15 protein-coding genes are annotated in these 12,958 nt (G+C 54.0%); 13 read left to right on the forward strand and 2 right to left on the reverse strand.

The genetic code is table 11. The annotated features are described in order from the left end of the window. The first annotated feature begins 57 nt into the window (after window positions 1-57). The 5 genes from pflA to PAE68_RS02065 all read left to right on the forward strand — a co-directional run bounded on the left by pflA (window position 58) and on the right by PAE68_RS02065 (window position 4,081). A complete protein-coding gene (pflA, locus tag PAE68_RS02045) occupies window positions 58-837 on the forward strand; it encodes a pyruvate formate-lyase-activating protein (protein WP_281883579.1) in 780 nt (259 codons plus the stop codon). Between the two features lie 209 nt (window positions 838-1,046). After that, window positions 1,047-1,166, forward strand: a complete 120-nt coding sequence (locus PAE68_RS02050; RefSeq protein ID WP_281883581.1) for a cytochrome c oxidase subunit 2A — start codon at window positions 1,047-1,049, stop codon at window positions 1,164-1,166. 46 nt (window positions 1,167-1,212) lie between these two features. Next, complete coding sequence (locus tag PAE68_RS02055) at window positions 1,213-1,683, forward strand: cytochrome c oxidase subunit II (RefSeq protein ID WP_281883583.1); 471 nt, start codon at window positions 1,213-1,215, stop codon at window positions 1,681-1,683. 31 nt (window positions 1,684-1,714) lie between these two features. Then, the gene (locus PAE68_RS02060; RefSeq protein ID WP_397378012.1) at window positions 1,715-3,367 is read left to right on the forward strand and encodes a b(o/a)3-type cytochrome-c oxidase subunit 1; all 1,653 of its coding nucleotides are present in this window, start codon (window positions 1,715-1,717) and stop codon (window positions 3,365-3,367) included. Between the two features lie 195 nt (window positions 3,368-3,562). Continuing rightward, window positions 3,563-4,081 carry a hemerythrin domain-containing protein gene (locus PAE68_RS02065; RefSeq protein WP_281883585.1) on the forward strand — a complete coding sequence of 173 codons (519 nt, stop codon included), beginning with the start codon at window positions 3,563-3,565 and terminating at the stop codon, window positions 4,079-4,081. Between the two features lie 207 nt (window positions 4,082-4,288). On the opposite strand, the gene PAE68_RS02070 is transcribed toward PAE68_RS02065, so the two are convergent. Next, complete coding sequence (locus tag PAE68_RS02070; protein WP_281882888.1) at window positions 4,289-5,446, reverse strand: IS4 family transposase; 1,158 nt, start codon at window positions 5,444-5,446, stop codon at window positions 4,289-4,291. A gap of 175 nt (window positions 5,447-5,621) precedes the next feature. Here PAE68_RS02070 and PAE68_RS02075 point away from each other — a divergent pair, with 175 nt between their 5' ends. The 6 genes from PAE68_RS02075 to PAE68_RS02100 all read left to right on the forward strand — a co-directional run bounded on the left by PAE68_RS02075 (window position 5,622) and on the right by PAE68_RS02100 (window position 10,598). Beyond that, complete coding sequence (locus PAE68_RS02075) at window positions 5,622-6,662, forward strand: hypothetical protein (protein WP_281883587.1); 1,041 nt, start codon at window positions 5,622-5,624, stop codon at window positions 6,660-6,662. Next, entirely contained in the window at window positions 6,649-8,853 is a 2,205-nt protein-coding gene (locus PAE68_RS02080; protein WP_281883589.1) for a molybdopterin oxidoreductase family protein, read from the forward strand. Before PAE68_RS02075 ends, PAE68_RS02080 begins: the two co-directional genes overlap by 14 nt. Continuing rightward, window positions 8,850-9,413 carry a 4Fe-4S dicluster domain-containing protein gene (locus PAE68_RS02085; protein ID WP_281883591.1) on the forward strand — a complete coding sequence of 188 codons (564 nt, stop codon included), beginning with the start codon at window positions 8,850-8,852 and terminating at the stop codon, window positions 9,411-9,413. The genes PAE68_RS02080 and PAE68_RS02085 overlap by 4 nt, the downstream gene beginning before the upstream one ends. Window positions 9,414-9,439: 26 nt before the next feature. Next, complete coding sequence (locus PAE68_RS02090) at window positions 9,440-9,976, forward strand: QcrA and Rieske domain-containing protein (protein ID WP_281883593.1); 537 nt, start codon at window positions 9,440-9,442, stop codon at window positions 9,974-9,976. After that, the gene (locus PAE68_RS02095; protein ID WP_281883595.1) at window positions 9,966-10,154 is read left to right on the forward strand and encodes a hypothetical protein; all 189 of its coding nucleotides are present in this window, start codon (window positions 9,966-9,968) and stop codon (window positions 10,152-10,154) included. Before PAE68_RS02090 ends, PAE68_RS02095 begins: the two co-directional genes overlap by 11 nt. A gap of 81 nt (window positions 10,155-10,235) precedes the next feature. Continuing rightward, complete coding sequence (locus tag PAE68_RS02100; protein WP_281883597.1) at window positions 10,236-10,598, forward strand: group I truncated hemoglobin; 363 nt, start codon at window positions 10,236-10,238, stop codon at window positions 10,596-10,598. Between the two features lie 81 nt (window positions 10,599-10,679). Here PAE68_RS02100 and PAE68_RS02105 read toward each other — a convergent pair whose 3' ends face one another. Continuing rightward, window positions 10,680-11,411: a Crp/Fnr family transcriptional regulator gene (locus PAE68_RS02105; RefSeq protein ID WP_281883599.1), complete on the reverse strand. Its 732-nt coding sequence runs from the start codon at window positions 11,409-11,411 to the stop codon at window positions 10,680-10,682. 325 nt (window positions 11,412-11,736) lie between these two features. On the opposite strand from PAE68_RS02105, the gene PAE68_RS02110 reads away from it, so the two are divergent. Both PAE68_RS02110 and PAE68_RS02115 read left to right on the forward strand, forming a co-directional pair. Continuing rightward, window positions 11,737-12,228, forward strand: coding sequence for a GAF domain-containing protein (locus PAE68_RS02110; RefSeq protein ID WP_281883601.1), 492 nt, complete (start codon window positions 11,737-11,739; stop codon window positions 12,226-12,228). Between the two features lie 60 nt (window positions 12,229-12,288). Continuing rightward, window positions 12,289-12,942 (forward strand): response regulator transcription factor, encoded by a 654-nt coding sequence (locus PAE68_RS02115; protein ID WP_281883603.1) that lies wholly within the window; start codon window positions 12,289-12,291, stop codon window positions 12,940-12,942. The last annotated feature ends 16 nt before the right edge of the window (window positions 12,943-12,958 follow it).

A 12,958-nucleotide genomic window follows, 5' to 3' on the forward strand; every position in this document is an offset into this window, starting at 1 on the left:
TCAGGGTATGAAACAGGATCGGGATATGAACTCACCGAATGAAAGGAGCGCGTCCTAATGAAAGGCAGAATTCATTCTATGGACACCTTTGGCACCGTTGACGGTCCGGGGATCCGCTTTGTACTCTTCATGCAGGGATGCGCTCTGCAGTGTCAGTTTTGCCACAATCCCGATACATGGGATCCTAACCGAGGTCGTAGCGTAACCGTAGAGGAGGTGCTCAATGACATCGAGCCATACCTGGAGTACTATCGTCGCTCTGGCGGGGGCATTACGGTGACCGGCGGAGAGCCGACTCTGCAGACATCCTTCGTTGCCGAGTTGTTTGCAGCCTGCAAGCGCAAGTGGGGGCTGCATACGACGCTCGATTCGTCCGGCTATTGTCAGCCCGACCACATGGAAGAGCTGATGAGCGTGACGGACCTCGTGCTGCTGGATCTGAAGCAGATGGATGAGAGCAAGCATCAAGCGCTGACGGGTCAGAGCAACGACCGTATTCTTCGCTTCGCGAGATGGCTGTCTGAACGTCGTCAGCCAGTCTGGATCCGCCATGTGCTGATTCCCGGCATTACCGACGACATGAACGATCTGTGCGCACTCGGCCGAATGATCGGAGAGCTGCGCAGCGTAGAGAAGGTGGAGCTGCTGCCGTATCACCGTATGGGTGTATACAAGTGGCAGCAGCTTGGCAAGGAGTACCCGCTCGAGGGTATTCCGTCGCCAGACGAACGTAAGATGGAGCGGGCTTGTCGTCTTCTGGAGAAGGGAAGAAGCCTTGCCTCTGCGGGCAAGGATACAGGGCCTTGTGCATCTATTTCTGTTCATGATTCAGTATGATCCGACGTCGGGGCCACGACCTGCGTGCTCCCCACATTCCTTCAATTGAATCATACCGCCATCGGTCACCGGACCGGTGGCTTTTTTTAATGAATTCCGTTGAATAGATAAATGTACTGTGATCTTCATCATAGCTCGTATCCGGCCTTGCTTGCTACAATTCGAATATAGCGGGACGAAAGAGACAAAGCAGGGAGGTACGGGGACGTATGAAGGATCAGAAAAACGAACAACCGCTGCGTGGTACATTTGCATCGGTCATGCTGCTGGGTGTGTTCATCATCGTAACCTGGTTTGCGGTATTCGGCCTATACCTGATTCGTAACTAAATAAGGCTTGGCAACCAGCCTATTCTACACAATGGGGGAAAGTAATATGCACATTCATCGTCTGGAGAAAATATGGCTTCTGTTCGGCACCGGGATGCTGATCGTCTTCCTGACTGTTGTCGGCGTCGGTGCCTTCGCCCTCGGCATGGAGCCGCCGGGCCATCATCGGCACACCGTTGACCCAGAGAAGCTAAGCACGACGGAGCCGTTCAACCGACCTGGTCTGCATGCGATCGGAGGCAACGCATATGAAGCGAACATTATCGCGTTCACATTCAGTTATTCGCCTTCCATAATGGAGGTGCCGCTCGGCGCGAAGGTTACCTTCAATGTAACGACTCCAGACGTTGTGCACGGATTCCAGGTCGTAGGGACGAACATCAACATGATGGTAGTACCCGGCGAGGTCAATCACTTGACCTATACGTTTGATAAGCCGGGTGAATATTTGGTGCTGTGCAACGAATATTGCGGCGCGGCGCATGAAGCGATGATGATGAAGATCATTGTCAAATAACGATTCTCGGCCTAAAAGGAGCTGTATACCTATGAATGTGATGCTGCATCGATTTGATAAACGGGACACCGTTCTTATACTGGCTCATATCTTATTCGCCTTCTTCGCCTTGCTTCTAGGCGGCGTAGCAGGCCTGCTTCAGGGACTCGTACGCGGTGGGGCGAACGCACTGCCCTTCGGTATCGGCTACTACCAGCTGCTGACCGCGCACGGCGTGTTGATGGCGCTCGTGTTCACTACCTTTTTCATCATCGGCTTTATCTACGCTGGTATTGCACGAACGCTCGGGGGCAAGCTGCAGCAGCTGCCGCGCAAGCTCGGCTGGGTCGGCTTCGGCCTGATGACAGCCGGCGTCATGTGGGCGGTCGTACTGATCCTTCTGAACAAGGCGACCGTGCTCTATACCTTCTACGCACCGCTGAAGGCTTCGCCCTGGTTCTATGTCGCGCTGGTGCTGCTCGTTGTCGGAAGCTGGATGAGCGGCTTCGGCGTCTTCCTGAATTACCGTTACTGGAAGAAGACAAATCCGGGTCAAACGACACCGCTCTTCGCCTTCATGGCGGTCATCACTATGGCTATGTGGCAGATCGCAACGATCGGCGTCGCGATCGAGGTGCTGTTCCAGCTCATTCCATGGTCGTTCGGCTGGGTAGATACGGTTAACGTCGTGCTGAGCCGTACATTGTTCTGGTACTTCGGGCATCCGCTTGTTTACTTCTGGCTGCTGCCTGCCTACATGTGCTGGTATGTCGTCATCCCGAAGGTGATCGGCGGCAAGCTGTTCAGTGATGCGCTGGCAAGGTTATCCTTCATCATGTTCCTGCTCTTCTCCATTCCGGTCGGCTTTCACCATCAGCTGATGGAGCCTGGCATCTCGAATATATGGAAATTCGTTCAAGTTGTGCTAACCTTCATGGTCGTAATTCCTTCGCTGATGACAGCCTTCTCTCTGTTCGCCACATTCGAAATGCACGGTCGCTCCGTCGGAGCCCGCGGGCTATTCGGCTGGTTCCGTAAGCTGCCGTGGAACGATGTCCGCTTCTTCGCTCCTTTCATGGGCATGCTGATCTTTATCCCTGCCGGAGCGGGCGGACTCGTCAATGCGAGCCACGAGCTCAACGCGGTCATACACAACACGCTGTGGGTGCCCGGGCACTTTCACTTGACGGTCGCAAGCTCCGTCGCCTTAACGTTCTTCGGCATTACGTACTGGCTTATTCCGGCCGTGACCGGCCGTGAATTGACGCCGCTGATGCACAAGCTTGGCATTGCCCAGACCTGGGTGTGGATCGTTGGTATGTTCCTGATGTCCGGCGCGATGCATACGGTTGGTCTGATGGGCTCACCGCGCAGAACCGCCTACACAACATACCAGGATCATCCGGATGCCGTGCTGTGGATGCCGTACCATGTCGTGATGGCGATCGGTGGAACGATTCTGTTCATCGGCGTGCTGATGATGCTGATTAACATCTTCGGCCTGCTCAGCTCCTCGAACGGCCGGGTCGAGCAGTTCCCGATTGCTGAGGCGAGTGAAGGGGCGGAGAAGCCACCGGCCATCTTCGAACGCTGGGGCGTCTGGATTGGCATATTAGTTTTTCTGATTCTGTTTGCGTATACGGTTCCTATTATGGAAATCATTCAGCATCCAGGCTTCGGGTCAAAGGGCTTCAAGACGTGGTAAGAGTATCGACAATCACAAGAAGGCCATCATAGGAATATGCACGGCTGAGAGTAAGGAAAAGCTTCGTAACGAAGCTTTTCCTTAGCCTAACAATGTGAAAAAAATCACGTAGATAAAGCTCGCTACGCTGCCGTACCACTCGGCTGGATCAAGGCTTATTTACACATTACGAACTCACAGGGGAGGCGCTAAAGGATGATTATACAGGATATGACGTTGTCATGGGAGAGGCTGAACAATGAGCATGCTGTCTTGAATGAAATGGTTGCGGAGCTTGAGAAGGATGCGAAGGAAACGATGCAGCTCGAAGGGGAGCTTCTACATAGTCTGACGGAGCAGCTGCGGATGAAGGCCGTAGGCTTGCTGACCGAGCTGGAATATCACTCGGAATGGGAGGCGAGCGACCTGTTCCCGAAGCTGACGGATCATTACAATACGCCGGAGGGCCATCAGATTATTACGTCGTTATGGATGCTTGAGAAGGAGCACGAGCTCACGCATGAATACTTCCAATCGTTCTTCGAGGAGCTCGACCGATTGCTGGATAACAGCTCTGCTGCCGACCTGCCACGGGCTGTTAATGACCTGTTGACCGCCTGCAGGCTGGTCAGAGAGCATCTGATGGCCGAAGAAGAGACGCTCCTACCGTTTATGGAGGCGGAACTGCGTCTGGAGGACGTTCTGTCCATTCCTGTGACCTGCGTCACTGTGTGACCCTACTCAATTGTGGTCTAATACAGCTATAGAACTTCAGTAGCGTTGCATAAATCATGACATCTAAAATGGTGGAATATTCAGAAATTAGTTTTCAAATTCCAAGGGCCAAAAACTTACGGGGTACCCCTGAAACAGGCAGTTGCTGTCCATTTGTAATATTCATCCTTTTCAAGTTGATGATTGGTTTTTTTCGACTTAGGCGACTTACTGGTCTTTCTGTTTCTTCTGTCGCCCTCTCGAAGTTCGACTTGGTTTTCGCTCTACTGCTGCGACCATCCTCAGCCACGGTTGCCACATGAGTTCTTTCAAAGCCTCAATGAGTTCCGTTAACGTTCGACTCGTTCCCAGTTCTAGCTTCATAAGCAGCAGCAAGCAGTATGCAATTAAACAGATCCAAATCTGATTCATCACTGCGTTCTCGCTGTCACCGTAAAAACAGGTTAGCTTCAGGTTCTGCTTGACCCACCGGAAGAACATCTCGATCTGCCAGCGGCTACGATACAGGTCACCAAGCTCTTCTGCCGTCAGGTCGAACCGATTCGTAATGATACGGACCTCATTACCGCGACCGTCTGTGGTGACGATCATACGAAGGGGGTGCTGCATGCGCTTGTGAGCTTTGCCTAGCACGACTTTGACATCGCGGATGATGTCTGAATCTGTGTTCACCGAAAGTTCTTCCACTTCTTCGACAACAGCATTGTCCTTTAATCGTGATACGAATCGAATGCCACGCTCGCAGTAACTGTCGTATTTGCCGTAGTCCAGATACCCGCGGTCCATCAGATACGTGACGTCCGACTCATCGATCAGGACGTCCATTTGGCTGCGGTCTGCGGGCCTTGCAGGCGTAACCACTGCCTTATCCGGATAAACATGGTCGGGGTCAGCAAATGCCACTCGCAGGTGCAGTTTCACGCCTGCTTTCGTTTTTCGGAAAGTCGCCCATTTATACCGCTGTAGGCAAACGCTGATCGTAGAAGAGTCTATAATCTTGACCGTTCCGATGCGCCCTGATATCGGCCTAGCATCTCGATGCAACTGTGTAATGAGATTACAAAGGATGGCTTGAAGTACTTCTGGGTCCAGTTGATTATTTTTACGGGACAACTGGGATGCACTGATCGAAGCAATGCCGAGTTGCTTTTGAAATTCCTCGTCGTGCTCCAGCTTTCGCATGATGGAACGAAGACCCTTTCGCTTCTCTAACTGTGCTTCGATGAAGATGTACAGAAAGACTAAGGTGTCGAGCTTTTTCACATAACGGTCGAGCGTAGTCGTGCTTTGCCAATTCGGGATGATGTTTGGATTTATTGGTGCAACCCATTTACCAAATGCAGAAAATAGTGTATCCTTGTCCATGCGTATCTCCTAAGTTAGGGATTTGGACAGGGCTACCTGTTACCCTAATTTTAGGAGTTTTTTGTTACAGAGTACGACCTATTTATTACAATAATAGCACAATTTGTCCAATCTGTTCGCGTGTTAGTTTTTATGCAACGCTACTGATAGAACTTGAAAGTGAGGAGCAATGATCATGGATCAAGCATTCGCCTCCAGATGGGCCCGCAATATGTTCCTGACGGTTTGCGGCCTACTTATTCTCATGTATATCGGTTCCCGAATGTTCACGCATATAGACCTTGCCCTATATGGGTACATGGTTGGGACGGTCGTCTTCATCGGCGGCTCCTTCTACCGCTTCATGGCATGGGCAGACCGGCCGCCTACCCGCATCATCCTGACCAAGGGAATCAAGCTGCTGGGCAGGCGCTCGACGCCGCGAACGGCGACGGAGCAGCTGGTCACTTACAGATTCATCTGGAATCGGGGCTGGTACCGCTGGCTGCAGCATATTCTGCTCGGCTGGGGCTGTCTGCTCTCCTGCTTCGTTACCTTCCCGCTCGTATTCGGTTGGATGTACTTCACGATGGAGGATAACGGCTATTATACGGTCGTCGGCTTCGGACTGGATCTGATGCGGGTGAAGGCAGACGGCATGATCGCATTCCTCTTCTACAATGCGCTCAACATCACGGCCATGATGGTCATCGCAGGCGTATGCATGGCGCTTCGCCGCCGTCTTGGGAGCATGCAGGCCCGTGCGGAGCAGACCTTCGCCTACGATTTCCTGCCGCTTTATCTGCTGCTGTTTATCTCAGTCACAGGGCTGCTGCTGACGGTTAGCAACGTATTCCTCGGTGGCTTCGGCCATCCTGTGATGTCACTCATTCATCAATGGTCCGTCATAATTACGCTGATCTATCTGCCGTTCGGCAAGCTGGCGCACATTCCGTTCCGCCCAATGAGCGTGCTCGCCCGCAGCTACCGTGAGCATTACGGCCAGCAAGCTCCGCTTGCCTGCAAGGTTTGCGCGTCTCCGTTCGTATCGGTTGAGCAATCTGGCGACGTCGTAGAGGTGCTGAAGCAGAGCGGGCTCGACTTCCGCACGCCGGAGGGCTATCATCTGGCCGAGCTGTGTCTGCCCTGCCGCCGCAAGTATCGCATGTCCCGGTTCACTGGTATTGCTACTCATGAGATTCGCGTCAAGGAGGCTAATCAGAATGCTGAAGGCTGATCACGGCGTGAAGCCGATTGAGAATAAGCATCATCCGGGCGAGAAGCTCGTAGAGACGCATTGCTCGTACTGCGGCATGCAGTGCGGCATGAACCTGCGGGTGAGCACCGCTACGAACAAAATTATCGGCGTCGAGCCGCGCTATGACTGGCCGGTGACGCTCGGGAAAATGTGCCCGAAGGGGGTCACGGCATATCAGCAAACGAACCATGACGACCGTCTGCTCCGTCCGCTGATTCGCGACGACCGGTCGCTGAGGGGAACGAAGAACGGGTTCCGCGAGGCGTCCTGGGAGGAGGCCTACGCGTTGATCGTGCGTCGCTTCCAGGAGCTGCAGACAGCTTACGGTAAAGACTCGCTGTCGGTGTTCAGCGGCGTGTCGATGACCAACGAGAAGTGCTACTTGACCGGCAAGTTCGCCCGCGTGGCGCTACAGACACGCTACATCGATTACAACGGCCGATTCTGCATGTCAAGCGCAGCTGCCGGCTTCATGCGCACATTCGGCGTCGATCGCGGCTCCACGATTCCTTGGACGGATCTGAATGAAACGGATTGCTTGTTCATCGCCGGTAGCAATACGGCGGAGTGCCATCCGACCTCGATGTTCCGTGTGTGGGAGATGCAGAGCCGCGGCGGCTACCTGATCGTAGTCGACCCGCGGGCAACGCCGCTTGCCCGCCGGGCCGATCTTCATCTGGATCTGCGTCCGGGAACGGATCTGGCGCTGGCCAATTGCATGGTGCATCTTCTGCTCGAAGGGGGCTATGCGGATCGTGCATTCATCGAGGCGCATACAACCGGCTATGACGAAATGGTAGAGGTCGTGAAGCTCTTTACCCCTGAATATACAAGTGAAATTACCGGTGTCGCCCCGGAGAAGCTGATTCGGGCCGCGGAATTGTACGGCAAGGCGCCGAATGCGGTCGTCATGTTCGCCCGCGGTATTGAGCAGCAGCATAAGGGTGCGGACAATGTGTCGGCGTATACGAATATGAGCCTGGTTACCGGTAAGATCGGCCGTCCGAGATCGGGCGTCGCTACCTTCACTGGACAGGGGAACGGGCAGGGCGGGCGTGAGCACGGGCAGAAGTCCGATGCGCTGCCGGGCTATCGGAAGATCACCAACCCCAAGCATGTGGAGGAGGTCAGCAACGTATGGGGCATTGAGCCGGAGGAGATGCCGCAGGCGGGTGTGTCCGCCTACGAAATGTTCGGACTGATGAGCGACAAGACGATACGTGGCTTATACCTGCTCTGCTCGAATCCTGCCGTATCGGCCCCGAACCTGAACGAGGTACGCGCAGCGATGATGGCGCTCGACTTCATGGTCTGCGCGGATATGTTCCTGTCCGAATCAGCCGAGTTCGCCGACGTCATCCTTCCTTCGACGACCTGGTCGGAGGATGAAGGCACCGTCACCAATCTGGAGGGCCGAACGATCAAGATTAACAAGGCGCAGGAGCCGCTCGGCGAATCGAAGCCGGATTGGCTCATGCAGGTCGAGCTGGCGGAGCGTCTGGGACGGGGCAACTATTTCGCCCACTTGCGCACGCCCAGAGCGATCAACGACGAGTTCCGACTTGCCTCCAAGGGCGGCTATGCTGATTATTACGGCGCGACCTGGGAGAAGATCGATCGGCAGCAGGGTGTATTCTGGCCTTGCCGTAGCGAGGATGACCCGGGAACGCCTCATATGTTCCTGGATAAGAAGTTTTATCACCCGGACACGCGTGCGAAGCTGTGCGCCCTGCCTTACCGACCGCCGGCTGAGGAGCCGTGTGGTGAATATCCGCTGAGGCTGACGACGGGCCGAGTTGTTTATCATTATTTGTCGGGCAACCAAACACGCCGCATTCCTTTCCTGCGGGATATGTGCCCTGAGCCGTTCGTTGAGGTGCATCCAGAGACAGCGGCGAAGTACGGTATTAGGCATGAGCAGTTGATTCGGCTGTATACCCGACGCGGAGAAGCGGTGTTTAAGGTGAAAATAACGGAAGCGATTCGTCCCGATACGGTCTTCGTGCCCTATCACTTCGGACATGAGCAGTCGGTCAACCTGCTCACGATCGCGGCACTGGACCCGATGTCCCGCATGCCGGAGTTCAAAGTATGTGCGGCGCAAATCGAACGTATCTCCTTACAGTGGCTGGTCGAACAACATGTGCACAGGCTGGAGGTGGAGAGATGAGGCAGCATCTATATATCGAAATGGACAACTGCATCGGCTGTCGGGGTTGTTTAGCCGCCTGTACGCAATGCGGCGGACACGAGGAGCGTAACCGTAATTACGTCCTCGACGTGAATCCGCTCGTCGATCGGCAGACGATTCCGCTGATGTGTCTGCACTGCGTTAACCCTGCTTGTGCCCGCAGCTGTCCGGCGCAGGCGATTCAGGTGACACCGGAGGGTGCGGTGCTGTCCGCACTTGTGGAGAAGTGCATCGGCTGTCAGAACTGTACAATTGCATGCCCATATGGGATACCGAAATTTGATGAACAGCAAAATTTAATGTACAAGTGCGATCTGTGCTACGACCGGACGAAGGACGGTATCCCGCCGATGTGCGCTTCGGTATGTCCGACGAATACGCTGCAGTGGCTTACGGAGGAGGAGCTGCAGGCGCGACACAACCGGCACACCTTAGGGCAATGGACGGCCAGCCGTCTGCCGGACGATCCGCTTACAGGGGAGACGAATGTGAAGATTTCGTTGCCGGGCATTGTGTCAGGCATGCAGAAGCGGTATTAAATGTTCAGGAATGGAGGCGTACTAGAATGAGCCACAAGAAGGATCAGGGCATGGATCCCGTTCCGCCGCAAGACGATAAATACACGCACAATATTCGACGTGACAACGAACGGCGATTGGACCGTCGCGGCTTCATGAAGACGATGGTCGGCGCAGCAGGTGTATTCGCCGTCTCCACGCTGCCGTGGGGCGCGATTGCGGCCAAGGAGCTGGTAACGGGCAGGCGGCGGACGTTTCCCAAGCGTAAGATTGTAGAGGTCGGCAAGCTTGCAGTTGGAGAGGCGGCACAGTTCGCCTACCCGGGTGAGCATGATTCTGCCTTGATTGTGCGTCTTGCTGATGGAGAGTATAAGGCTTACCACAATGCCTGCACGCACCTGAAATGTCCGGTGTTCTGGAGCAAGGACAAGGGAGAGCTCGTCTGTCCGTGTCACCATGGCATTTTCGATGTGCGCACTGGTGCGCCACTGCAGGGACCTCCGAAGCGGCCGTTGCCTGAGATTGAGCTGACCATTGAGCAGGATGCGGTATATGCCACTGGGGTTAAGCGCTATGAAGCGTAGCTACGTAGGTGTCATTATGCTAAGCGTTGTGCTGCTGCTGAACATCGTGTTCACCCAGCAGGTTGTCCATGCTTTTTATTTCGAGAAGTATGGGCTTGTACTCATTTATGCCGGCTTGAATATCGTCTTGCTTCCATTTGCGGTCTGGATGTACCGGCGCGAACGGAACTACGGTTAGAGAACGGGTTCAAGTTCAGCGTGCAGGTCGTAAAGGAAATGGTATAATAGTTTATATGTGGATAAAAAGGGGTGATTATGTATGGTTCAACAAACAATGTTTGAGAAGCTTGGAGGAAGCGATGCGATTCAGAAGGTGGTGGATTCCTTCTATCAGAAGGTGCTCGCCGACGATACGGTGAACGGCTTCTTCAAGCATACGGACATGGAGAAGCAGCGCCGTCACCAAGCGGCATTCATCGGATTTGCCTTAGGCAGCACCGCGGCCTATACCGGCAAGTCGATGGCGAAGGCTCATGAGGGCATGAATCTGCAGCCAGAGCATTTCCATGCAATCGCAGGGCATCTGAAGTCAACGCTGGAGGAATTCGGTGTGGATGAATCCGACATCGCCGAGGTGCTGAGCAAGATCGGTGGCTTGCGCGACGATATCCTCTATAAGTAGACCGACGTACAAAAAATGGCTGTTGAATTCGACGGATGAATTCAATAGCCATTTTTTCGTTTCCTTAGCCAGCACTTCAAGCTACACGCGGCAAATTTCGAGCGGGCAGTTCTCGCAGTGGCAAATATCGCGCAGGTACACGAAATCCTGAATCGTAATTTGACCGCTTTTCTCCACCGCGATAACGTCATTCTTGCGGAGATCGCTCAGCATTCGGTTCACACTCTCTCGGGTGGCGCCGATCATTTCGGCCATTTCGCTGTTCGTCAGCTTCTTCTCGATCACGATGTGATCACCCTGCGGACTGCCGTAGGAATTGCTAAGACGAATCAGCAGGGAGCACAAGGCGCCTGTTTTACCATAGAGCATCAGATCGCGGAACTTGGTCTGTGTCATTTGATGCATCATGCCCATCCACTTCATGAAGTCGACGGCGAGCTCGCCGTGCTGCCATAGCAGCACCTCAAGGTCCTTCTGCTGGATGACGCCGATCTCGGCATCCTCCATCACCTCGGCGTCATAGCTGAGCATCGATTGCTGGAACGGTGTGATTTGCCCGAACAAATCACCGGCGTGGTGCATATACAAGGTCACCTTCGTTCCCGCATCGGTCGTTTTGGAAATTTTGACGCTGCCCTTTTTAACATAGTACAGTTGGTTGGCGGCATCGCCCTCCCAGAACAGGAACGAGCCGGCGTTCACCTGCTTCGCGTACATAATCGTCTTGAGACGATTCAAATTGTCTTCCGAGAACAACGAGCGGATTCCTTCTGTTCTTACTTTGCAGTCCGATCTAGATGGTGCAATGGCCATTCGTGCCATCCCCTCTCCGTATAAGCTCATGTCTTAATCATAAAGGTTTGCGCATCGCACGAACATCGGGGGATATACTGATCTTTGGCAGGGGAAAAACCCTCATCCGAAGTGAGGTAGATCACTCTGTGAGGAGTAGAATCCCCCTAGAAGCTCGGTGAAACACCCCTACAGCCGTAAGGGGGAACGTCACTGCTGAGTTATTACCTCTAGAATAGAATCAGGGATTTCCCTGACTTACTTTCTGAGCCGAACCCATTATAATGAGATGCAATAGCAGCACGAGAGCCTAATGCCGATCAGGCGGGTAGTAAGGAGGTAGGGAATGATGCTGAGCGGAGATGAGCTGCGGGCTGAACTGCACATGCTACGTATGGAGCAGACGTTTGACTTCGCAGGCGTTGCACGTATCGATCGTCAGCTTTCAGGTGGACATTGGGTGTCCGTAACGGGTAATCGTACCGATAAGTATAAGCATATGGTGTTGAAGCAGGGCCGGGGAGTTGCCGGGACGGCGCTGATGACGGGCAGGCTCATGACCCATCAAGCGTATGTGCAGACGGGAATGACGATCGCCGATTGCCCGATGATGCTGGCTGAAGGGCTGCTCTCAGCGGTAGCGATTCCGATCCGAAGCTCGAGCGGGGTGCTCGGGGTGCTGTTCATCGGTTCGCGGCAATCCCACGCGTATTCGCTGGGAACACTTGTACTGCTTGAGCGTGTGGCCGGAACGCTCAGGGGCCGACTGCAGGAGGAGTGGCTGGAGAATGAGTTGCCATCAAAGAGTGAAGACACTATGAAGGTTCAGGAATCTTAGCTTGCGTTCCGTTATAATACAAGTGGTAGTGGCTGAAGTTAAGGGCAGGGGGGAAGCAGGGTGACGACCTTAATCATTGTAGATGACCACGCTGTCGTGCGCAGTGGATTGATGCTGCTGTTGAACGGAAGAGAGGAGCTTCAGGTGATCGGCGAAGCCGCCGACGGCGATGAAGGCATACGTCTAGCTAAGGAACTGAAGCCGGATGTCGTGCTGATGGATCTGAGCATGCCACACGGCAAGGATGGACTGACGGCGACGCAGGAGCTGAAGCAGGCGGCACCGGAGTCGGCCATTCTGATCTTGACGATGCATGATGACGACGAATATTTATTTCGAGCGATTCATGCAGGTGCCTCTGGCTATATTTTGAAAAGCGCGCCGCATGAAGAATTGCTTGGCGCGATCCGATCGGTCGCTAGTGGCCAGGCGTACCTGTATCCAACAGCCACGAGGCGTCTGATGAGCGAATATGTGGAGCGCTTCCGCTCAGGAGATGGAGGCGGAAGCTTTGAAACGCTGTCTGAGCGTGAGAAGGAGATTGTCTCCCACGTGGCACTAGGCTACAGCAATAAGGAAATTGCTGAGCAGCTGGTCATTAGCATCAAAACCGTCGAGTCGCACAAGGCGAACGTGATGGAGAAGCTGGGGCTGAAGACGAGACCGGAGCTTGTGAAATATGCGATGAAGAAGGGGCTGCTCCATTTTGAGTAGATTCAAGAAGGAGCCT

Origin of the sequence: Paenibacillus sp. YYML68 (assembly GCF_027923405.1) — a bacterium.
Taxonomy (GTDB): Bacteria; Bacillota; Bacilli; order Paenibacillales; family NBRC-103111; genus Paenibacillus_G.